Source organism: Bacillus cereus group sp. BceL220, from assembly GCF_051776965.1.
In the GTDB taxonomy this organism is placed as follows: Bacteria; Bacillota; Bacilli; order Bacillales; family Bacillaceae_G; genus Bacillus_A; species Bacillus_A cereus.
This window is the reverse complement of record NZ_JBPWBC010000003.1, coordinates 541,641-561,619: the sequence shown is the minus strand read 5'-3', so window position 1 is coordinate 561,619 and position 19,979 is coordinate 541,641. Positions and strand designations below refer to the sequence as shown.

The following is a 19,979-nucleotide window of genomic DNA, read 5'->3' as shown; positions in this document are numbered from 1 at the left end:
ATTTTGAAAGTGTCATCATTTGCAGGATTTTCGTGTACATATGAACAATATATGAAATCAATATCAAAATTCCATCTATAGGGGGAATGAAAGTGGCAGAAAATCAAAAAGTTTACGACATAACAATTATTGGTGGTGGTCCAACGGGACTGTTCACAGCATTTTATGGTGGTATGAGACAAGCAAGTGTAAAAATCATTGAAAGCCTACCTCAACTTGGAGGACAATTATCAGCACTCTACCCTGAAAAATACATTTATGATGTAGCTGGTTTCCCGAAAGTGCGTGCACAAGAGTTAGTTGATAACTTAAAAGAGCAAATGAAGAAATTTGATCCAACCGTTTGCTTAGAAGAAGCGGTTGATACGCTTGAAAGACAAGCTGATGGTATATTTAAACTTGTTACGAATAAACAAACTCACTATTCTAAATCAGTCATTATTACTGCCGGCAATGGTGCTTTCCAACCACGCCGCTTAGAATTAGAAGGTACAGCAAAATACGAAAAGAAAAACTTACATTATTTCGTTGATGATATGAATAAATTTGCTGGCAAGCGCGTCGTAGTATTTGGCGGTGGCGACTCAGCAGTAGACTGGACGATGATGTTAGAACCAATCGCTGACAAAGTTACAATCGTTCATCGCCGTGATAAATTCCGTGCACATGAACATAGCGTTGAAAACTTAATGAATTCTCGTGCAGAAGTAAGTACACCGTATGTTCCAGTTGAACTCGTTGGTGATGACAAAATTGAACAAGTCGTTCTTCAGCACGTAAAAACTGAAGAAAAAGTTATCATCGATGTTGATGATGTAATTGTAAACTACGGCTTCGTTTCCTCTCTTGGCCCAATTAAAAACTGGGGCTTAGATATACAAAAAAATAGCATCCTTGTGAATTCAAAAATGGAAACAAATATTCCTGGCATTTACGCTGCTGGTGACATTTGTACATATGAAGGAAAAGTAAAACTTATCGCTTGTGGATTTGGCGAAGCACCGACAGCAGTAAACAATGCAAAAGCTTACTTCGATCCAAATGCAAAACTTCAACCGATGCATAGCTCAAGTATGTTTTAATATAAAAACGAAAAGAACTCCTTTTACATGAAAGGAGTTCTTTTGTTATAAAGTGTTCTAATGCAAATTACCTCTCTTTCTTCACAACTACCTTCTGTAAGAAAAAACACTCCCCACTTCCAAAATATGTTACAATAAATAAGAACATACGTTTCTGTTTGATAAAGGAGGATTTTTTAATGAAAGAACCAATCATCGTAAAAAAAGAAACTTTCCAAGCTATTGGCGTTTCGGTTACGACGACTAATGAAAGAGAGGCATCTACTGAAGGGAACATTCCACAACTTTGGAACCACTACTTCCAAGAACAAATAATGCATCACATCCCAAATCAACAAACGAAAGAAACATTCGCTTTCTATTCCAACTACGAGTCAGATGAAACTGGTGCATATACATTTACGATCGGTATGTCCGTTTCTTCATTAAAAGACGTTCCTGAAAATATGACAATTTTAACAATACCTGCCGCTACATATGCGGTATTTACAACGAGAAAGGGACCAGTTGCTGAAGTCGTTTGTGAAGCTTGGGAATATATTTGGCAATGGTCGAAAGAAAATAAACGTGCCTTCACAACAGACTTTGAGCTTTACGACGAAAGAGCGTTAGACCCAAATCATGCACAATTGGATATTTATATTGCGTTAGCCTAAAAAAAGATGCCCGTTCGGCATCTTTTTTTGTCGTTAAATAGCTACTGGGCAAATTCATTATTATTGTCTACAATGAGAAAGTGCAGTATAGAAATATTAGAAACTGTATAAAGTGAAACTATACTCAGTGGGGATTTACGGGCAGTTGGTCTCCCACCTAACTTCTTTGCCCGAGCCAAATTTTGAGGTAGGAGTTTTACTGCCCGTGAACGCGGGATAAAACGATTGTTAACAGGTTTTTCAGTTTAAATTTTTTACATAGAAAGGAAGCAATATGGAGGAACTACAACAAAATAAATCTGCTTTAGAAGGAAGCGGAAAACCGTTATTAAAAAATGCGAATTTCCTTTTTCTTTGGGCAGCTACTCTTTTTTCAAGTTTTGCTTTAGCCTTTTTTACTTTTTCACAAACGTGGTACATAGCAAAAACATTAAACCTTGAAGCTTCACTCGGTGTTGTTTTCGTAGCCCTTAGTGTTCCAAGGCTTATTTTTATGATTATCGGCGGCGCTGTAGCTGATAAATTCCCGAAAAAAAACATTATGTTTTACTCCAATATTATTCGAGCGATTCTTGTCGCAACCATTCTCACATGGTTTATCGTTGGTGATGTAACACTATATACATTTGCTTTATTCGCTTTATTCTTTGGACTTGCTGATGCTTTCTTCTGGTCAGCAGATGGATCTATCTTACCTGAATTGGTAGAAAAAAGCCGGTTAACACAAGCGAATTCACTTACACAAATGACGAACCAAGCATCGGTCATCTTAGGCCCTGTACTTGGCGGAATTCTGATCAAATTTACAAACTACGAGACAATATTTTCTATTACAATTTTATTACTGATTGTCGCAGCCATACTCGTTCAAAAAATACAATTTACGATGCCAGAACTAAAAGATACAGATAAAGGTATGTTCACTTCCATTAAAGAAGGAATCTTATATGTAAAGGAATCGCCATTCCTTTCAACTTTCCTTCTTTGTAGCGCCTTTTTAAATTTATTTTTAATTGGTCCGATGCAAGTCGGTTTCCCGCTTTTCGTTAAAAATGTTCTGCACGGTGACTCGCTCCATTTCAGTTACTTAGAAGCATCTGTAGGCGGCGGAATGGCAATAGGCGCTGTCATTGTCGGTTTAAAAAATATTAATCGTAGACGCGGACTATTTTGCATTATCATGATGCTACTGTCTGGTGTATTCTTCTTATCCATCAACTTTAGCACCGTACTTTGGCAAGCATTATTAGCCGGCATGTTTTACGGTATTACAATCGCAATGGCTATCGTTCCGCTTATGGCGATGATTCAATCGACAGTAAAAGAGGAAATGATGGGACGCGTAATGAGCTTACTTATGCTATCATCAATGGGCTTTATCCCGCTCTCTTATGCATTCACATCAATCGCACTTGCAATGGGAATTCCAATCGTAACCGTTATGAAAAGCGGTGCAATTGCTGTTATCGTCTTCGTACTATTTGTAGCGATTCGTGTTCCAGTTGTAAGAAAGTTCGACTAGCTACTTGGAGTCATGTATTATACGCATGGCTCTTTTTTAAATGGGTCAAACAGCACTATCCCCTTACTTCTCCTTAATGCAGCTCCCCACTCTAATCCAACCTCTAAAAATAGATCTCGCACTGTACTATATAAAAGTGCCTTCACATTTTTACGGATTTCCCCATATTTATAAGCTCTCACAACACTCTTCACTCGCCAAATGAAATTTCCATACACTTCTTCATCAGCTAATATTTGCTCTAGTAAAACACCTTGTTCTAGTAACCCGCTCTTTTTATACGCAAGCTCGACCTTACTCCAAAATATATTAATTTTCTGCGGATTACTCGTCATCGGTACCAGTGCGTATATAAAAGGCTTCGGTATATCATGACGGCAATATGTCTCATCAAGCTCGTACGTTATTTTTCTTTTCTCTTTTATTTGTGGAATGTTTTTAGAAAGAATTGTTTCCCTTTCGCTTTTTTGCTCCTTTCCGCTACAGCCAGCTGTATAATCCTCACTTTCACATGCGGACATTTTCATACGGTCATCCATGCGGTCAATTGCAGATATAAGAAAAATATATAAGTTCGCACTATACCCGCCGCGCTTATGTCTTTCTTTTGTTGCAACACGCTTTATAATTCCTAGTTCCTCTAACTTTGCAATTGAACGGCGTACTGTACGAATACTCTTTCCAACATTCTTCGCAATCGTCTCCATTAACGGACAGGCGACTCCTACTGTTTTTTGTTTCTCATTCACCGCATACTTTCCTAAAAAATGAATAATGGTAGCATCCGTTTTATTCAATTGAAATCGATAGCACTTCAAAACTTGTTTTTGATATGTATTAAACTCTTCTTTACTTCGAAATTCACTGTATGGTTTCATTAAATTATATAAGCTTCCCATTTATATCACCTCATTTATAAGTAAGAGGCAGGAAGAGAATTTGGCGTGGAATTTAATATTTTTTTAATGGAGATGAAAATATGATCGTAATTAGCGCTTGTTTAGGTGGTATAGCTTGTCGATATGACGGAAATGACAATCTCGTTTCAAAAATAGAGGAGCTACTACAAAAAGAAGATACAGTCCTCATTTGTCCTGAAGTATTAGGAGGACTGCCAACACCTCGTCCTTCTGCTGAAATTATTGGCGGGAATGGCGACGACGTTTTGGACGGAAAAGCGAAAGTGATGACAAAAGATGGTGAAGATGTCACAGAAGCTTTCGTAAATGGTGCTTATAAAGCATTAGAACAAATTAAAAATTTACACCCAGAATATATTATTTTAAAGGAACGTAGTCCATCTTGTGGCAGTTCTACGATTTACACTGGTGAATTTAATGGCAATAAGCAAACTGGTTACGGGGTAACTACTGCTTTATTTAAAAGACACGGATTTAAAGTCATTTCAGAAGAAGAATTTGAAAGCAAAAAAAGGAATTGACCCTGTTCGTCAATTCCTTTTCTATCTGTCTTATTTCACGCCTAATTTTTCTTTCACTTTCGCTGGAAGCTCGTCTTTCTTTACTTCTTCCCAAGCTGATACACCTTTTTTATCTGAGTGATATACGCGTAGGAATGCTTCTTTACGAAGATTTTTTTGAGCTGTAAATTCTAATTCTTTCTCTTTACCGTCTTTATCAAAGCCAGTCAACTTATATTCATAATCTTTAAATTTTTGACCATTATCAGCTTTACTATGAACTTCTTTTCCATCTACTGTAATTTGAACGTAGTACTCATCTTTACCCATACGGTTTAAATCACAACCAACTAACAAGCTTGCGAATACAACTAAAATACTAAATAGTGCAATGTATCTTTTCATTTCCTTCACCTCATATGTTTTTTCTTATATTCTTATCTTAAAGCCCAGAGCTTAAAGAAGAAATTCAAAAACATGACATGAACATTACACTTTTGTAAGATAATAATTATTTCTTCACTTTAGAAATTGTCATTCCATCACCAATTGGAACGAGTACAGATTCTAAATGCGGGTGGTTTGCTATCATTTCATTAAACTTCTTCATAACTTCTGTATAACGTTTTTGTTTCACACTCTCATCAGCTACACTACCGCCAATAACGTCTTTCACGCCAATTTCGCCACTTATCACGTAATTTCCTTATACCGTTTATTACGCCTTCTATTATGCCCTCAATTATAATCTCTATTACAAGATATCTTACTAAATTAATAATAGGTTTAATTACGTATCTCCTTATGAATTCAAGAATATCCTCCACCATATTTCCCTCCTTTTTTCAAAAAGGAAACTGCTACTCCTCCGCGTCCTTTTACGTCCAATTACAATTGCTGCCCTACTGCGGTATATATCAACAAAAATAATACGACAACAACATCCACAATAACGCTATTGAATTTGGAAGAAACTTCGGTAAATACTAATACTATAACATGGCTAAGAGAATTATTTTTTCATCTATATTTGGGGGTGCTCCCAAAAACTTTATAAAATCAAAGACAACTTTACTACAACTCTTCCCGTAACTAATTTATTATCGTGGTAAACCGTCTTCCACTACATCCGTAACAGTTCCATTCCGTTCAAAGATTACACGTAATGATCCTTCTCCACCATAACCAGTATAGTCATATACCGAATAAGATTTATATTTCTCAATCACATGTGGCTGTCCAATTGTAGCTTTTACCTGATTCGCGGGCATACCTTTTTTTATTTTCAAATATTGATTGTAACTTACTGCTGCCGAATTGTTATTTACATCTTTATACCACGGTACACGATCGTTTTTTTCTTCATATTCCTTTACAGGCTCTTCAATACGTTTCGTAGATACCCGATTCTCCTTACCTTTATCTTTATCTGTATCCTTTATAGCAGTACGTTCAATATTAACAACGTAACCATATGTATTTAATTCAACCATAATTTCATATGTACCATCCGTATCTTTTTCAGTATAAAATACGCGTTTTTCATTGTTATTATAATATTTTATGTTCTCACCACCGTAGTCAATCGTATTAAGAATATCCGTATACGTCATACCTTCCTCAATTTTTTGAGATTCATCATGAGAAATATAACGCTTCTGTGATGATGAAGCGTCCTCATTTTTAATACTTTCACGTTTACTCGTAGTCATAGGTGTTTTCTTCTGATCTTTTAGTACGTCACCTTCCGCCTTCGCTGGTTGCTTTGCTCCTACTTTTGTTAATACGTCTGTATCGCTAGAACAAGCTCCCAAAATCGATACTGTAGTCAACGCCATCCCTACTATAAGTACTCTCTTAAATGACTTCACTCTAATCCCCCCCGGTATTTTTTAATATCTAGTAATCAACGTATTTTAATTAATACGGAACTATTCAGTTCTATACAATTTGCTATAGCCTTCTCTCTCATGCACCTTTTTTATATAAAGTGAAACTTTAATCAGCCCTCACCAATTATCTTCGTTACAAATATTAACATTAAATATAACTAATAAATAGTATATTTCTTCTATTCATTTACATTTTTGTTGCATAATATTGTCCGAAACGAACAATATTAAACTCGAATTAACAATACTTATCATTAATTACATATATTATAATATTAAAAATTAATTTAAAAGTCACTTTGCATGTATTTTCTGTTTTAACGCCAAAAGAAAAGACCTTTCTAACGATTTTATTCTATCGTTAAAAAGGTCTTTCCTATTTTGGCTAAAAACTTAGTACTCTTCTGGCTTACCAGCATTCGTCGCTGTACGGAAAAATGATCCAAATCTGCATGATGCGATTGCGTTTAAATAATCAATCGTGAATTATGCGTTCAATTTAAAGCAGGTTAAAAAATAATAATTCCTTATTCAATTAACATATGCATTAGTTTAACAGCCTAATGCTGCTGTACCAAATGATAGTTTAGTTTTCAATATGTGAAAAGGGATTTCTAAATGATGAATTGAATATATATTTATTGTTTACTCGTTTTTGAGAGGTTCCTTTATGAGAGATAAGCCTTACTATATTCCTGTACTTCGCACAGTTCTATAATAACTAATAGTGATGCTGTGACGTGATTTTCTATTAGTGAGATAAAGTATTTTTCAATTCATTTATTATAAATTGCAACTCTCGTCCTCCAGAATTATTTCTTTTGGGTGAAAGTTTTTTATGATATAAGTTTCATTCTGTCCTAATTTAAAGTTTTCGAGAGGAGAAATGATATGAACTCTATTTTATTAGATGTTCCGTTACAAATAGAAACAGACAGACTCATTCTTCGAGCACCACTTCAAGCTGGTGAAGGGGATATAGTACAACAAGCTATTAAAGATTCCATTAATGAATTAAAGCAATGGTTGTCTTTATTTCAGTCCATTCCTACTGTTGAAGAAACGGAAATTCTTCTGAGAAATGCACATATAGATTTTTTGAAAAGAGAAAGCTTTCGCTATCTTATCTATCATAAAGAGACGAATGATTTTGTTGGAACAGCTAGCCTTCATCGAATTGATTGGAAGGTTTCTAAATGTGAAATTGGATACTGGATTAACACGCAATTTAGTGGCAGTGGATATATGACAGAAACAGTAAGTGCGTTAACAAACCTTGGATTTCAGTTATTCAAATTTAGAAGGATTGAAATACGATGTGAATGTAATAACACGAAAAGTCGTGCACTCCCTGAAAAACTAGGCTTTGAACTTGAAGGGATATTACGTAATGAAGATTTTTCAGCTGACGGCAAACAACTAACTGATACTTGCATCTATGCAAAAATAAAGTGAAATATTGATTAGCCTTGGTAATCGGGCTTTTACGGCAAAAGAAAAGACCTCCTTAACGATTTTATTCCATCGCTAAAAAGGTCTTTTTCTATTTCGGCTAAAAACTTAGCACTCTTCTGGCTTACCAGCATTCGTCGCTGTACGGAAAGATGATCCACATCCGCATGATGCGATTGCGTTTGGATTGTCGATTGTGAATCCGCCACCAAGCATAGATTGTTTATAATCAATTTTTACTCCTTTAACAATTGGAGCACTTTCTGTATCGATAACAAATTCAACACCGAAAAACTCAAGAACTGTGTCGTCTTCTTTTGGTTCTACTTCAAATCCTAAGCCGTAAGAAAGGCCAGTACATCCGCCGCCATGTACAGCAAGGCGCACGTACTTCTCTCCATCTTCAGCATCTTTTAACATATCTTTAATTTGAAAAGCTGCTTGTTCTGTTACTTCAATCATGAAATACACCATCCTTTCTGTTCTCATTCTATTATACATCTTTACGCTTCTATCTTGTACTCATACACTCCGCGGCAAATTACTTCCGCAGGTCCTTTCATTAACACGTTTCCTTCTTCTGTCCACGCAATCATTAAATCGCCGCCAGCTAAATGAACGGTAATTTCTTTACCACGTTCCATCTTCCCATTCAAAATAGCAGCTACAACGGCAGCGCATGCCCCTGTTCCGCAAGCTTGCGTTACACCTGAACCACGTTCCCAAACGCGGAAATTCATTTCTTCATCGTTTAAAATCTCGATAAATTCAACATTCACTCGCTCTGGGAACATTTCATGTGTCTCAAGAACTGGACCAAGTGTTGTAAGAGGTGCCTTCTCTACATCCTCAACAAAAATAACCGCGTGCGGGTTCCCCATTGAAACAGCCGTAAATGCATAACGATGATTATTATATAAGAAGTTTTCACGAATAAATGGTGTTTCACCTTCACCGAGCATCGGTATTTCTGCACGTGTTAGACGCGGTGCTCCCATATCAATTTTCGCTAATGTCACGAAACCATCTTCTACTGTTACTTCAGCCGTTACAATACCAGCTAACGTTTCAATTGTGAAAACTGTTTCTTCTACTAGTTTATGCTCATACGCATATTTCGCTACGCAGCGCAAACCATTACCACAGCTCTTTCCTTCTGATCCGTCATTATTAAACATACGCATTTTCACCGGAGCTACATCAGACGGACAAATTAAAATCATTCCGTCTGCTCCAATACCAGTATTAATATTTGAAACCTTTTCCGCCACAAGAGCTAAATCTTCTTCAGGAATTTGCTCTTCAAACATATTTACATATATATAACTATTGCCAAGACCATGCATTTTTGTAAAAGAAAATTGGCTCATTTGTATTCACTCCAAAAATAATTTGTTATTTTAAGTATAGAATGCATGCTTTTAGAACACAATATGAATGTCCCCCGTTTCTCATATTTAACAACGTTTGGCGATGAGCCACTCTTACACAAATTGTGTAAGAAAAAAGCCCTTCTAAAAAGGGCCTTTTTTTATTTATCTATAGTATTAAACTACCCTCCAAAATAACGTTTTATCTAAAATAAAATGAAAAAGGCGTTGCTCATTCGCAACACCTTAAAACATTGGATTTTCATCCAAATACTCATATACATTATTAACAAGCTCTTCTACTGTTGCACCTTGTACAACTTCACCATTTACAAGTGCAAACGGTCCTTCAAAACAAATACCACAATATCCTAAACAACCATACTCCATTACATCTAAATTTGGATCTTTTTCTAACTTTTCTAGAGCTGCTTGTGAACCACTTGCAAGGTTACCTACACAAAATTCAATTAATGGTTTAATCAAAATTCTCCCCCCTGTACTACAAAACAAATTACCTTCTGACTTCATCTATAAGAAGAAAACTAAGCTGTCTCTTGTTATTTTCGTTATATATCCTAAACTATTTAGTTACTTCACTATTTCACTTCAAAGTAGATGATTTTATTTTATATAACATGCTACTTGCAATGAAATAGTAACTAAAAAGGCAAAACAGTTTACTTTACTTTTCTTCTTATTGTACAACAGAGTATTCATTCATGCATTGTTATTTGTTCACAAATTCGATATAATTTGATTGAGTAAAGTCAAAATATTTTATTAATATAAAATTTTATGATTAGGGGATATTTCAACAGAAAAGGGGTAATCCATCATGAAACACCTCGTAATACTAGGTGGCGGCTACGGTGGAATGAGAATTCTACAAAGGCTACTTCCAAGCAACCAACTTCCAGATGATGTACAAGTGACATTAATCGACAAAGTACCATATCATTGCTTCAAAACTGAATATTATGCATTAGTTGCGGGTACTATTTCAGAAACGCATATTCGTATACCATTTCCTGAGCACCCACGCCTCAATATTCAATACGGCACAATAACAAATATTGATCTCGAAGAAAAAGCGGTTCATCTCGATGGCGGCGAAGCAATCCAATATGATGATTTAATTATCGGACTTGGCTGTGAAGATAAATATCATAACGTTCCTGGGGCGAAGGAATATACACATAGTCTACAATCAATTGAACAAACACGTAAAACATATGAACAATTAAATAGTCTAGAACCAAATGCAACAGTAGCTGTCGTTGGTGCTGGCTTAAGTGGTGTAGAAGTTGCAAGTGAACTTCGCGAAAGCCGTTCTGATTTAAAAATCTATTTATTTGATCGAAAAGATAGAATTTTATTCCCGTATCCAGAGAAATTAAGTAGATATGTAGAAGAATGGTTCGTAAAACATAAAGTTAATATTATAAGAAACTCTAACATTACAAAAGTGGAACCAAATATTGTGTATAACCACGATGAACCACTTGAATGTGATGCAATCGTCTGGACAGCTGGTATTCAAGCAAATGAAGTTGTTCGAAACCTTCCAGTTGAACAAGATGGTAGCGGACGGGTTGTCTTAACGAAATATCACAATATTCCAAACAACGAGCACGTTTACGTTGTAGGAGATTGCGCAGCACTTCCACATGCACCATCTGCCCAACTTGCTGAAGGTCAAGGAGAACAAATTGTCCAAATATTATTAAAACGTTGGAATAATGAACCACTCCCTGATGAACTACCTGTTATTAAATTAAAAGGTGTTCTAGGATCTCTTGGTAAGAAGCATGGATTCGGTTTACTCGCAAATCAACCGTTAATGGGACGTGTACCAAGATTATTAAAATCCGGCCTTCTTTGGATGTACAAATATCATAAAGGTTAATACTTTACAGGCTGTCTACTATGTAGGCAGCTTCTTTGCATCAGTTTTTAAAAATTATCAGACACATCTTTCTCAATATGTATAATGATTTATTTTTCATTTTTATATTAAAAACTATTGATAAACAGTGTATGCTATTTGTAAGTTGTTTTATTATTTCCTTGAAGACCGAATTCGTTCGGTCTTATTTTTTATGTTATAAATACTTTTGTAGGAGGCATTACATTCCACTTATGAACTTATCGAAACTAAACAATCGAATAGAAGCGAAAAAGAAAGAGTTAATCTATCTCGTTGAACGATACGGATTCACTCATGATAAAGTGATTTCTTTCAGCCAAGAATTAGATCGTTTACTTAACTTATTAATAAAACTCAAGACGAAGAAAAAACGTTGTTCGTTATAACCATTTCTCCCTCTTTTTTTGATACGATATAACTAGAATCAGAAAGGAGCGATTTATGTTTATATTAAAAGAGGTTATATATAAAGATATACTACACATTCCTTATTTACAGATTCAAAAAGAAAAGATCACTTGCATTATCGGTGAAAGCGGAAGCGGAAAAAGCACATTGCTTCGCATGTTAAACGATTTACAATCTCCAACATCTGGCACAATTGAATATAACGGAAAGTTAATTTCTGATTATCCGCCTATTCAATTACGTCGTGACGTAGTTATGCTTGGGCAAACTCCACCTCTTTTTGATGGAACCGTTAAAGAAAATCTATTAATGGGACTTCGTCTTTCTGAAAAACCATTTCCAAATGATGATGCCCTGCGGAGCGCACTACAAACCGTTAGCTTAGACAAGCAATTAAAAGATATCGCCTCCTCATTATCCGGCGGTGAAAAACAAAGACTTGCCTTTGCACGTATCGTACTTATGGATCCGCCTGTCTATTTATTAGATGAACCAACTTCAGCATTAGACAGTGATACAGAACGCCGCGTTATGAAACAATTTACTGAACTAGCACGAAAAAAGAAAAAAACAATTATCTTCATCACACACTCACAACAACTTCCAGAAGAAATTGCAGACGACATTATTGAGATTAGTAAAGCAAACGGTGCAACTAGAAAGGAAGTGCTCTCTGTTGAAGGGCGTTATTGAACTCCAAATTTGGCAACTTGCAGCTGCCTATATTTTTATTCTTATTTTAATTGGACTTGTAAAATTAAAAGGAATACCTCGCGAAAAACAAATCGCGCTCGCAACATTCCGTATGACCATTCAGCTCGTACTTGTTGCATATGTCCTTACATACGTATTTGAAAACAGTAATCCATTTTATACAATTGCTCTCATTACTTCTATTACTACCTTTGCAATTTTTAATATTTATAAACGAGTTAACATCCCGATGTCTAAAGAATTAAAACGAGTAGCCGCCCTTTCCATGGTCGCCGGATCAATTGGGCCACTTCTTCTATTCATCTTCGTTATTATCGGTCATGACCCTTGGTATGCTCCGCAATATATCGTCCCTATTACAGGAATGTTAGTTGGGAATGCCATGACTGGTGTTTCTCTCGGCGCAAATACGTTCTTAAACAATATGAAGTCGCAAAGAGGTCAAATTGAAGGTGCACTTATGCTCGGCGCAACACCGAAAGAAGCTGCTTCTCCGCTCATTCGAGACGCTTTTGACTCTGCTATTTTACCAACAATTAATTCTATGGTCGGAATGGGAATTATAAGCTTACCAGGCATGATGACTGGTCAAATATTATCCGGTGTATCACCATTCACAGCCATTCAATATCAAATCGCCATCATACTCGGTATTTCTGGAAGTACTGCCTTTGCTGTCATTATCTTTTTACAGCTTGGATATAAAACATTCTTTAATAAGCGATGTCAGTTGAAAGAAATTGACTATGGTGCACGGTGAATCGTGCGTAGTTCACGATGAATGAAATTATATTAACGATTTTTTCAATATATCTATCATAACTTGCAATATATCAACGATTTTTCAAATATATCTATCATAACTCAGAATATATCAACGATTTTGTACGAAATATCGATTTACCGACAAAAAGTGACATAATAAAAAGAGGAGGCTATTCGCCCCCTCTTTTTATTGTCTTACGCCTTCTTAACGAACTGTGATTTTAACTTCATAGCTCCGAAACCGTCGATTTTGCAATCGATATCGTGATCGCCATCAACTAGACGGATACTTTTTACTTTCGTACCGATCTTCACAACTGAAGAAGTTCCTTTTACTTTTAAGTCTTTAATAACAGTAACTGCATCGCCATCTTGAAGAACGTTTCCGTTCGCATCTTTTACAACTTTTGCACCATCATTATTTTCAGCTTCTGCGTCTTGGCCCCACTCATGAGCACATTCTGGACATACGAAAAGAACGCCATCCTCATACGTATATTCTGAATTACATTTTGGACAATTTGGTAAAGTAGCCATAAATTCATTTCCTCCGTTCATTATTTATACGTAAAAATCAAAATTGATGTTTACATCTCGATAAATAAAATTTGTATAGCATTTCTTTATAGTGCCATAGTCTCACGTTATTGACAAGCCTACCTCAAATTCTCATTTTTTATTGTATTTTACAAAATTTCAATTCGTATGCCTTTTTTCTATTTGTTCTTCTACTAATTTTAAAAATCTTCGTTGTGCATTTTTACTTTTTACGAGCAATCGAACTCTTAACTTACTTTGTAAATATGAGCGAACTTTGTAGTTCGTAATAAATAAATTTCGATACTTTTCGTCTTCATATATGATTCGAAACCATTCATACTGCTGCAAGTAAAGTATGTTAGCATCAATCTTTTTCGTGTGTAAACCCGTACTTAAACTAATAGATCCTATTAGAGCTTCTATTAATGCTGAAATTATTTCTCTTCCCCTAATAAATAAAAGAAGAACCTTCACAAGATTCTTCTTTTCAAAATGAACGAGTTCCCTCTAGAAACCCCAATTATTTTCTTCAATGTAAATTTGATATTCTTCTACTTCTTCTTCACTTAACTTCTTATTATTTTCATATACCTCTTGCCACTCGAAATAATCTTCATCGAAATAAACAGCAAATTTAATTTTCACGTTTTTCTTCTCTGTATAATCATAACCAGTAAACTCTACTACATCATAATCTTTTTCTTTCTTCACAAACTTCCAGGTTGGATTATCAGTCATAATCTCTAAAGTAACCCCTTCACCAGTTGAACGAACAACGTTTTTAATATTCGGCTCAGTTGGTAAAAGAGAAAGTCCGAGCATAGCTCCGCCAAACACAATCCCGACTATAACTTGTAAACCAATCATACCAGCTACACTAACGCCGCCCTTTGATTGTAAGAAATACGCCTTCTCATGATCAGACGCATCTTCTCCCTTACGAAAAACACGAACAGCATGCTTATAATATAAACGGTTTCCTTGCCATCCAGTAAATATCATCATTCCTAATTGAAGAGCTAAACTAAATGTTACATAAATCCCCTCTGGAATATCTATAAAAGGGGTTATAACTATACTAGGTATAGCCAATAACGCAAATATAATAAATAACTTATACATTTTACGATAAGCTAACCAAAAGGTTGGGAAGAAAAAGGCTACCCAATTCCACGTATTCCCTTGCGCAGGGTTTTCTACTTTACCCCACTTAAAATCATAATAAGCTGTATTCTTTTGAACAACTTTATGTAATTCTTGTGGAGAAATCGTTTCTTGTAAAACAGTGTCCTTCACGTACATCATCCTTTTCTTATTTCTATATACATTTATTGTATATGCACAAAATAAAGGAATCTAACAAAAAGTACACATATTTCATAAAAATGAACGGAAATCGAATATATTCCGACAATTATCCGTTTCTTATTTCATTTTACTTTTAAATATATTAGAATACTTATGAATGATACGTTTAATACACTAAGTTAATCATTTTGTATATTTGATAATAAAAATGTTTCACATGAAACTATTTATATTTTGTATTACCTTGCCTCTACACAATGAGTGTAAAGCCCTTTCTACTTACTACAAAATACGAAAGACGCCCTTTTCAAAAAGGCGTCTTTTTATAGTTGAAAATTCAATAATAAATAAAACGAATTATTTAATAAATGAATCCCAATTGGAACGAGTAAATTCTTCGTTTTCTTATATGTGTATGCTAAACATATACCCATACCAAAAATATATAAAATACTACCTACTGTAAGGGGATGGCCAAAAGTAAATATGAAAGCACTTATAACGGCACTAGTAAGTGCAGAAAAGCGCTGGGATAATTTCGTAAAAAACATCCCCCGAAATAAAAGTTCTTCCCAAATCGGTGCAAAAATGGTGAGCACAACTACGTATAAAATGATTTCACTTTTAGTAGGCTTTATTACTATACTAGACTCGTCCACACCAATCCCATGTGGTAAAACTAAATTTAATATTGCAAGATATATAAGCATTACAATCGCTGTCATTACTATCATTACATAGTGTTTAAAATTATTGAATTGTAATGATTTTATTAAATGTAAGCAGCAATTTCTTGCCGGTGCATACATTACGATAATCATACAAAACGTGAAAGGTGGAATAAGATGATCTACATACCATGGATATAAGGAAGAATCATATAAAAGGTTCAAAAAACCAATTCCATGCATGACCCCAAAAATAATTACTAGAATGCTAATTACTTGGCGCATACTCATTTGTTCATTCTTTTCTTCATATGTAGCTAATTCTATATTCATCCTATCCCCTCCAGTATAATTAAACCTTTTAAACCATTATATACCAAATTCAACATAAAAAAAGACAATACACCCCACTGTATTGTCCATTTTCTTCCCTACCATTTCTCTCTACACGTCTCAATTAAATACAGTAAGTACCTCTTCGTCATATCTGCTCTTCTCCACCTTGAGAGCATTCGCTTTTCTTTTGGATTGTGCCGTATTCTCGCTACTTCTTTTAATAAGAGCTCCCATTCTTCCGCTGAACGTTCTGACAAGTATTGCAATCCTCTATCTTTTGAAACGATTGTTTTATAATCTAGTGTATATAAAATGCGTCCCATCGTAACGACAGCTGATTCTACCCACTCTTCTATAAAAAATAAATATGGCTTCTTCACCTTTTCACTCCAGTACTGTTCTACGTTGTATTTCATCGTATTTACTACATCATTCCATTGTATTTGCAGCGGAAGATCTTCTGCTTCTTTTCCTGTAACTGTAATGCCTTGATTTTTCAACGTCCACCATGTGACCGCATTAATGTCCCAATGACCAACATTAGCTTTACCATCTGCACAATACACGTACTCGTTCATTTCATCATTGTATTTCCCTAAGTCAGCAAGCGGAATATACATACCGTCCATTCTTTTACCTAGCGTATTATCACTAAGTTTCTTATGTAGTTCCACAAGCTGCTGTTTTTCGGCTTCATTCACGGAATCACTTATCACTGTAACAAAATCAACATCGCTCGTTTCTGCATAAAATGCACCAAGTGCGATGGAGCCGTAAATATATACCCCTACTATTTTTTCATCTAAAAAAATTTCTTTTAATTCTACTGTGTACCGCTCCATTAACTGTTGTACTTCCGTTGGTAACGCATGCTTCACTCCATTTTTCATATCTATCCCTCCAATAAAAAAAGCCTTTGCAAATTCGCAAAGACTTCTTGTTTTATAAATATTTCTCGATTTCTTCATAAACATCCTTCAAACGAGGATTTCCTTCTCCAACAATTTCTCCATTTACAAGAACGACCGGATAAAATAAATCTTCTTCCACTACGCGCTCTGCGAATGCTTTTTTATCTGCATCTTCTTGTTCTTCTTGGAAATCAATATACTCGAAATTAAATTTATTTTCTTGTCCTTCATATTTACGACCAATTGCCGCTTGTAACCATTCAAACGTTTCTGTTGAAGATGGCATTCCGACGCAGCTCGCACAAATTACTTTCGTCCCATACACTTGAACATTAACCATTTCTTCTCCCCCACTTCTTGTTCCAACAGTATATTCAGATGTCTTATTACATAAGCACATCATTTTACAATCTTATCCCATACCCCTATACTGAAAAAACACGATACAATATTTCGACAATAAAACAAGAAGAGAAAAAATAGATTTTCCCCTCTATCTTGATTATAATAAAACTGATGAAAGGAGTCGATAAAAATGGAAAACCCACATATGCAAGAACAAGTATTAGAAGTATTAGATAAATTACGTCCATTCTTACTTCGCGATGGCGGAGACGTTGAATTAGTAGACATTGAAGAAGGTATCGTAAAACTACGCCTTATGGGTGCATGCGGAAGCTGCCCAAGTTCTACAATCACACTAAAAGCTGGTATCGAGCGCGCGTTACTTGAAGAAGTACCAGGCGTTATCGAAGTAGAACAAGTATTTTAATTAAAAGCGGAAGCGGCTCGTTCAGAACAGGAGGTCATTGGAGCTCCTGACGAAGAGGCGCTTTTTGCCTCACAGGAAGGCGCGAAATGGCCGACTGTTCTAGCCGCTGGAGCTAGATATTAATCTAAAAGCGGAAGCGGCTCGTTCAGAATCGCCTTCTAAAAGGAGACCAAATTTGGTCTCCTTTTTTTATTCAAATCACATTTATCCGTTAACATCATAAAACAAAATTGGAAATCCCTCTCAAAAAATGCGATAATTAATACTATATAGTGAATCGTTCACACATATACAGTAAAAAAACATAGGGGGACGACAAATGCCAAAAATGGGGAACACTTTTGTAACAATTCAAGAACTAGAAAAGAAAAAAGAGTATTTATTAGGCCTTTCATCCGTTATACCAACATGGAATACAAGCTATCAATTTTTATTTAAAGAAATCCAGCAAGAATTATTAGGTAAAGTAAATGAAAAGCTCGAAAGGCATCAATTCGTTTTAAATATATGTACAGATCAGCAGGTAGGGGCATAATGTATTACATAAAATTGTGGTATATAAAAAAGAGACCTCACTCGGTCTCTTTTTTATATTTTTAAGATAGCCAATCTAATTTTCTAATCCCGAGCTTATCTACTGGTAAACGAAGTGAGCCATAAAAATGCTTCATAAATTGCTCTGAGCGGTTCACATCGTGTAAAATGGCTTCTAAGCGATCTCTATATATGCTTTTTTGTTCTTCGTTTCCAGTTTGGTAATATCGTTCGACCGTTTCAAAATAGTGAAGCGGGAACAGGAGCCTTGCAAATAATAAGCGCCAACCAAATGAGGACAGCGAGTAATTTCGTTCATAATCTGTAACAAATTGAACGATTGTTTGATCCCAGTCTTTCTTTTTTTCAATCATCATATAGCGAATCCATTCTGCTATATCTCGAGTTGGGTGATCATACACCCAATCAAAAGGGAGTTTGAGACGCTTCGTTTGATGCCATAATAAAGGTGTGAATCGTTCTTGGCAAATTGTCGCTGCATCCGTTAGTTGCGGCGTATCATCCATTTCTGTATCAACAACATATTGAATGGCATTTTCTGCAACTCCTAAGTAATACGGGAAGGATTCAATAAACAATTGATCGAATACGTCTGTAGGGTGGTTCATCACTTGCGATTGCCAAAACTTTTCTAACTGATCGAGTCTCTTTTCCCATAACGCTTTCCATTCACCAATGCGGCTTAATTGCTCGATTTCTTCTGGAAAGAATGCACCTCGTTTATGGAATATAGAAAGTTCATTTCCTAATGACATAGCATGTCGTTCTAACGTGCGCATACCTTTTAATAAGCAATAATTTTGTTCTTCTATCTCACTTACATAGTAGCCGTGTATAGTCGGAACGAAAGTCGCTACAGTTATATCCCCTTGCTGGTTCATATAATCACTGAGCTTTTTCATCTCTACAAGTACTTCTTCCTCCATTTCTCCAATTGGAACAAGTACATAAATTTTGTTGCGAATCCAAAAGCTTTTATAGGGGCCAAGGGGGATTAATTCTTTAACATGCATGTGATAATGCTCATAAATATGCTGAATCATCGCAGTCGCCACCTATGGTTTTTCTTTATATATATGAGCTTGTGCTCGCCTTTCATTCCTATGCACATGATAAAGCAACGAAACGTATACAAATACTAAAAAGAAAAAAAGGTGATAAACATGAAAGAATCAAATCAACTACAAGAAAGAGCATTACAACTATTACAAGAACGCGGTGTAACAATTGACGATATTGCTGAACTTGTTCATTTTCTTCAAAAAAAATACCATCCAAATTTAGAGATGTCAGAATGCCGTTACAATGTAGAACGTGTACTATCAAAACGTGAAGTACAAAACGCACTGATTACAGGTATCGAACTTGATGTCCTTGCTGAAAAGGGAATGCTAAGTGAACCGTTACAAGATATTGTAAAACGTGATGAAGGCTTATACGGAATTGATGAAGTTATCGCACTTTCTATCGTGAACGTGTACGGCTCTATCGGTTTCACAAACTTTGGATATATTGATAAATTAAAACCTGGTATTTTAGAATACTTAAATGATAAATCAACTGGAAAGGTGCACACGTTCCTTGATGATATCGTTGGCGGAATCGCTGCCGCTGCATCAAGTCGTTTAGCGCACCGAGCTGAGCACTCAGAATAATAATGTTTTCTAGGCCGTCAGTT

26 protein-coding genes and 1 pseudogene are annotated in these 19,979 nt (G+C 35.5%); 12 read left to right on the top strand and 15 right to left on the bottom strand.

Going from position 1 to position 19,979, the window contains the following annotated elements; all coding sequences use genetic code 11:
- Nucleotides 1–92: 92 nt before the first annotated feature.
- The 3 genes from ACS2FK_RS11905 to ACS2FK_RS11895 all read left to right on the top strand — a co-directional run bounded on the left by ACS2FK_RS11905 (nt 93) and on the right by ACS2FK_RS11895 (nt 3,260).
- Entirely contained in the window at nt 93–1,082 is a 990-nt protein-coding gene (locus ACS2FK_RS11905) for an NAD(P)/FAD-dependent oxidoreductase (protein ID WP_000829790.1), read from the top strand.
- A 179-nt stretch (nt 1,083–1,261) separates the two neighbouring features.
- Nucleotides 1,262–1,738, top strand: coding sequence for a GyrI-like domain-containing protein (locus tag ACS2FK_RS11900; RefSeq protein WP_063548927.1), 477 nt, complete (start codon nt 1,262–1,264; stop codon nt 1,736–1,738).
- A gap of 274 nt (nt 1,739–2,012) precedes the next feature.
- Nucleotides 2,013–3,260, top strand: a complete 1,248-nt coding sequence (locus ACS2FK_RS11895) for an MFS transporter (RefSeq protein ID WP_063548929.1) — start codon at nt 2,013–2,015, stop codon at nt 3,258–3,260.
- 17 nt (nt 3,261–3,277) lie between these two features.
- Here the strand turns inward: ACS2FK_RS11895 and ACS2FK_RS11890 are convergent, their stop codons facing one another.
- The gene (locus ACS2FK_RS11890) at nt 3,278–4,159 is read right to left on the bottom strand and encodes a helix-turn-helix domain-containing protein (RefSeq protein ID WP_000535246.1); all 882 of its coding nucleotides are present in this window, start codon (nt 4,157–4,159) and stop codon (nt 3,278–3,280) included.
- An 80-nt stretch (nt 4,160–4,239) separates the two neighbouring features.
- Here ACS2FK_RS11890 and ACS2FK_RS11885 point away from each other — a divergent pair, with 80 nt between their 5' ends.
- The gene (locus ACS2FK_RS11885; protein ID WP_000635489.1) at nt 4,240–4,701 is read left to right on the top strand and encodes a DUF523 domain-containing protein; all 462 of its coding nucleotides are present in this window, start codon (nt 4,240–4,242) and stop codon (nt 4,699–4,701) included.
- 30 nt (nt 4,702–4,731) lie between these two features.
- Here the strand turns inward: ACS2FK_RS11885 and ACS2FK_RS11880 are convergent, their stop codons facing one another.
- From ACS2FK_RS11880 to ACS2FK_RS11865, 4 genes and pseudogenes are all read right to left on the bottom strand, one after another.
- Complete coding sequence (locus ACS2FK_RS11880; RefSeq protein ID WP_000833148.1) at nt 4,732–5,085, bottom strand: YxeA family protein; 354 nt, start codon at nt 5,083–5,085, stop codon at nt 4,732–4,734.
- Between the two features lie 106 nt (nt 5,086–5,191).
- Nucleotides 5,192–5,377, bottom strand: coding sequence for a methyltransferase (locus ACS2FK_RS11875; RefSeq protein WP_003272374.1), 186 nt, complete (start codon nt 5,375–5,377; stop codon nt 5,192–5,194).
- Nucleotides 5,378–5,780: 403 nt separating this feature from the next.
- Nucleotides 5,781–6,551 (bottom strand): hypothetical protein, encoded by a 771-nt coding sequence (locus tag ACS2FK_RS11870; protein WP_063548931.1) that lies wholly within the window; start codon nt 6,549–6,551, stop codon nt 5,781–5,783.
- A gap of 414 nt (nt 6,552–6,965) precedes the next feature.
- Nucleotides 6,966–7,058 (bottom strand): annotated as a pseudogene (locus ACS2FK_RS11865) (iron-sulfur cluster assembly accessory protein); the annotation flags it as partial.
- 405 nt (nt 7,059–7,463) lie between these two features.
- Here ACS2FK_RS11865 and ACS2FK_RS11860 point away from each other — a divergent pair.
- Nucleotides 7,464–8,027: a GNAT family N-acetyltransferase gene (locus tag ACS2FK_RS11860; protein WP_001084691.1), complete on the top strand. Its 564-nt coding sequence runs from the start codon at nt 7,464–7,466 to the stop codon at nt 8,025–8,027.
- 105 nt (nt 8,028–8,132) lie between these two features.
- Here ACS2FK_RS11860 and ACS2FK_RS11855 read toward each other — a convergent pair whose 3' ends face one another.
- From ACS2FK_RS11855 to ACS2FK_RS11845, 3 genes are all read right to left on the bottom strand, one after another.
- A complete protein-coding gene (locus ACS2FK_RS11855; protein ID WP_000573830.1) occupies nt 8,133–8,486 on the bottom strand; it encodes a HesB/IscA family protein in 354 nt (117 codons plus the stop codon).
- 41 nt (nt 8,487–8,527) lie between these two features.
- The gene (dapF, locus tag ACS2FK_RS11850) at nt 8,528–9,394 is read right to left on the bottom strand and encodes a diaminopimelate epimerase (RefSeq protein ID WP_000077392.1); all 867 of its coding nucleotides are present in this window, start codon (nt 9,392–9,394) and stop codon (nt 8,528–8,530) included.
- A gap of 246 nt (nt 9,395–9,640) precedes the next feature.
- On the bottom strand, nt 9,641–9,880 hold the full coding sequence (locus ACS2FK_RS11845; RefSeq protein ID WP_000595026.1) for a YuzB family protein: 240 nt from the start codon (nt 9,878–9,880) through the stop codon (nt 9,641–9,643).
- Nucleotides 9,881–10,232: 352 nt separating this feature from the next.
- Between ACS2FK_RS11845 and ACS2FK_RS11840 the strand changes: the two genes are divergently transcribed.
- The 4 genes from ACS2FK_RS11840 to ACS2FK_RS11825 all read left to right on the top strand — a co-directional run bounded on the left by ACS2FK_RS11840 (nt 10,233) and on the right by ACS2FK_RS11825 (nt 13,206).
- A complete protein-coding gene (locus ACS2FK_RS11840; RefSeq protein WP_000682065.1) occupies nt 10,233–11,303 on the top strand; it encodes an NAD(P)/FAD-dependent oxidoreductase in 1,071 nt (356 codons plus the stop codon).
- A 233-nt stretch (nt 11,304–11,536) separates the two neighbouring features.
- Complete coding sequence (locus tag ACS2FK_RS11835; RefSeq protein ID WP_001054089.1) at nt 11,537–11,710, top strand: aspartyl-phosphate phosphatase Spo0E family protein; 174 nt, start codon at nt 11,537–11,539, stop codon at nt 11,708–11,710.
- Between the two features lie 55 nt (nt 11,711–11,765).
- The gene (locus tag ACS2FK_RS11830; RefSeq protein WP_063548933.1) at nt 11,766–12,425 is read left to right on the top strand and encodes an ABC transporter ATP-binding protein; all 660 of its coding nucleotides are present in this window, start codon (nt 11,766–11,768) and stop codon (nt 12,423–12,425) included.
- On the top strand, nt 12,409–13,206 hold the full coding sequence (locus tag ACS2FK_RS11825; protein WP_063548935.1) for an ABC transporter permease: 798 nt from the start codon (nt 12,409–12,411) through the stop codon (nt 13,204–13,206). The genes ACS2FK_RS11830 and ACS2FK_RS11825 overlap by 17 nt, the downstream gene beginning before the upstream one ends.
- A 200-nt stretch (nt 13,207–13,406) precedes the next feature.
- Here the strand turns inward: ACS2FK_RS11825 and phnA are convergent, their stop codons facing one another.
- The 6 genes from phnA to ACS2FK_RS11795 all read right to left on the bottom strand — a co-directional run bounded on the left by phnA (nt 13,407) and on the right by ACS2FK_RS11795 (nt 17,314).
- Complete coding sequence (phnA, locus tag ACS2FK_RS11820; protein WP_000212735.1) at nt 13,407–13,748, bottom strand: alkylphosphonate utilization operon protein PhnA; 342 nt, start codon at nt 13,746–13,748, stop codon at nt 13,407–13,409.
- Nucleotides 13,749–13,907: 159 nt separating this feature from the next.
- Nucleotides 13,908–14,189, bottom strand: a complete 282-nt coding sequence (locus tag ACS2FK_RS11815) for a hypothetical protein (RefSeq protein WP_024927875.1) — start codon at nt 14,187–14,189, stop codon at nt 13,908–13,910.
- A 69-nt stretch (nt 14,190–14,258) separates the two neighbouring features.
- Complete coding sequence (locus tag ACS2FK_RS11810; RefSeq protein WP_003272364.1) at nt 14,259–15,056, bottom strand: DUF2628 domain-containing protein; 798 nt, start codon at nt 15,054–15,056, stop codon at nt 14,259–14,261.
- A 326-nt stretch (nt 15,057–15,382) separates the two neighbouring features.
- Nucleotides 15,383–16,060 (bottom strand): CPBP family intramembrane glutamic endopeptidase, encoded by a 678-nt coding sequence (locus ACS2FK_RS11805; protein ID WP_001019404.1) that lies wholly within the window; start codon nt 16,058–16,060, stop codon nt 15,383–15,385.
- A gap of 98 nt (nt 16,061–16,158) precedes the next feature.
- Nucleotides 16,159–16,953 carry a nucleotidyltransferase domain-containing protein gene (locus ACS2FK_RS11800; RefSeq protein WP_063549378.1) on the bottom strand — a complete coding sequence of 265 codons (795 nt, stop codon included), beginning with the start codon at nt 16,951–16,953 and terminating at the stop codon, nt 16,159–16,161.
- Nucleotides 16,954–17,005: 52 nt separating this feature from the next.
- A complete protein-coding gene (locus ACS2FK_RS11795) occupies nt 17,006–17,314 on the bottom strand; it encodes a YuzD family protein (protein WP_000248588.1) in 309 nt (102 codons plus the stop codon).
- A gap of 195 nt (nt 17,315–17,509) precedes the next feature.
- Here ACS2FK_RS11795 and ACS2FK_RS11790 point away from each other — a divergent pair, with 195 nt between their 5' ends.
- Both ACS2FK_RS11790 and ACS2FK_RS11785 read left to right on the top strand, forming a co-directional pair.
- Complete coding sequence (locus tag ACS2FK_RS11790; protein WP_000431159.1) at nt 17,510–17,746, top strand: NifU family protein; 237 nt, start codon at nt 17,510–17,512, stop codon at nt 17,744–17,746.
- A gap of 319 nt (nt 17,747–18,065) precedes the next feature.
- On the top strand, nt 18,066–18,281 hold the full coding sequence (locus tag ACS2FK_RS11785; protein WP_001125507.1) for a hypothetical protein: 216 nt from the start codon (nt 18,066–18,068) through the stop codon (nt 18,279–18,281).
- A gap of 61 nt (nt 18,282–18,342) precedes the next feature.
- Here ACS2FK_RS11785 and yutH read toward each other — a convergent pair whose 3' ends face one another.
- Nucleotides 18,343–19,344, bottom strand: a complete 1,002-nt coding sequence (gene yutH / locus ACS2FK_RS11780) for a spore coat putative kinase YutH (RefSeq protein ID WP_000614216.1) — start codon at nt 19,342–19,344, stop codon at nt 18,343–18,345.
- Between the two features lie 120 nt (nt 19,345–19,464).
- On the opposite strand from yutH, the gene ACS2FK_RS11775 reads away from it, so the two are divergent.
- Complete coding sequence (locus ACS2FK_RS11775) at nt 19,465–19,956, top strand: phosphatidylglycerophosphatase A family protein (protein ID WP_000665103.1); 492 nt, start codon at nt 19,465–19,467, stop codon at nt 19,954–19,956.
- The last annotated feature ends 23 nt before the right edge of the window (nt 19,957–19,979 follow it).

Excerpts from the sequence above, each read along its gene's own strand:
- ACS2FK_RS11795 (WP_000248588.1), bottom strand. The coding sequence starts at position 17,314 with ATGGTTAATGTTCAAGTGTATGGGACGAAAGTAATTTGTGCGAGCTGC.
- yutH (WP_000614216.1), bottom strand. The coding sequence starts at position 19,344 with ATGATTCAGCATATTTATGAGCATTATCACATGCATGTTAAAGAATTA.
- ACS2FK_RS11885 (WP_000635489.1), top strand. The coding sequence starts at position 4,240 with ATGATCGTAATTAGCGCTTGTTTAGGTGGTATAGCTTGTCGATATGAC.
- ACS2FK_RS11860 (WP_001084691.1), top strand. The coding sequence starts at position 7,464 with ATGAACTCTATTTTATTAGATGTTCCGTTACAAATAGAAACAGACAGA.
- ACS2FK_RS11890 (WP_000535246.1), bottom strand. The coding sequence starts at position 4,159 with ATGGGAAGCTTATATAATTTAATGAAACCATACAGTGAATTTCGAAGT.
- ACS2FK_RS11800 (WP_063549378.1), bottom strand. The coding sequence starts at position 16,953 with ATGAAAAATGGAGTGAAGCATGCGTTACCAACGGAAGTACAACAGTTA.
- phnA (WP_000212735.1), bottom strand. The coding sequence starts at position 13,748 with ATGGCTACTTTACCAAATTGTCCAAAATGTAATTCAGAATATACGTAT.
- ACS2FK_RS11835 (WP_001054089.1), top strand. The coding sequence starts at position 11,537 with ATGAACTTATCGAAACTAAACAATCGAATAGAAGCGAAAAAGAAAGAG.
- ACS2FK_RS11775 (WP_000665103.1), top strand. The coding sequence starts at position 19,465 with ATGAAAGAATCAAATCAACTACAAGAAAGAGCATTACAACTATTACAA.
- ACS2FK_RS11785 (WP_001125507.1), top strand. The coding sequence starts at position 18,066 with ATGCCAAAAATGGGGAACACTTTTGTAACAATTCAAGAACTAGAAAAG.
- ACS2FK_RS11855 (WP_000573830.1), bottom strand. The coding sequence starts at position 8,486 with ATGATTGAAGTAACAGAACAAGCAGCTTTTCAAATTAAAGATATGTTA.
- ACS2FK_RS11805 (WP_001019404.1), bottom strand. The coding sequence starts at position 16,060 with ATGAATATAGAATTAGCTACATATGAAGAAAAGAATGAACAAATGAGT.
- ACS2FK_RS11810 (WP_003272364.1), bottom strand. The coding sequence starts at position 15,056 with ATGATGTACGTGAAGGACACTGTTTTACAAGAAACGATTTCTCCACAA.
- ACS2FK_RS11840 (WP_000682065.1), top strand. The coding sequence starts at position 10,233 with ATGAAACACCTCGTAATACTAGGTGGCGGCTACGGTGGAATGAGAATT.
- ACS2FK_RS11790 (WP_000431159.1), top strand. The coding sequence starts at position 17,510 with ATGGAAAACCCACATATGCAAGAACAAGTATTAGAAGTATTAGATAAA.
- ACS2FK_RS11880 (WP_000833148.1), bottom strand. The coding sequence starts at position 5,085 with ATGAAAAGATACATTGCACTATTTAGTATTTTAGTTGTATTCGCAAGC.
- ACS2FK_RS11895 (WP_063548929.1), top strand. The coding sequence starts at position 2,013 with ATGGAGGAACTACAACAAAATAAATCTGCTTTAGAAGGAAGCGGAAAA.
- ACS2FK_RS11900 (WP_063548927.1), top strand. The coding sequence starts at position 1,262 with ATGAAAGAACCAATCATCGTAAAAAAAGAAACTTTCCAAGCTATTGGC.
- dapF (WP_000077392.1), bottom strand. The coding sequence starts at position 9,394 with ATGAGCCAATTTTCTTTTACAAAAATGCATGGTCTTGGCAATAGTTAT.
- ACS2FK_RS11830 (WP_063548933.1), top strand. The coding sequence starts at position 11,766 with ATGTTTATATTAAAAGAGGTTATATATAAAGATATACTACACATTCCT.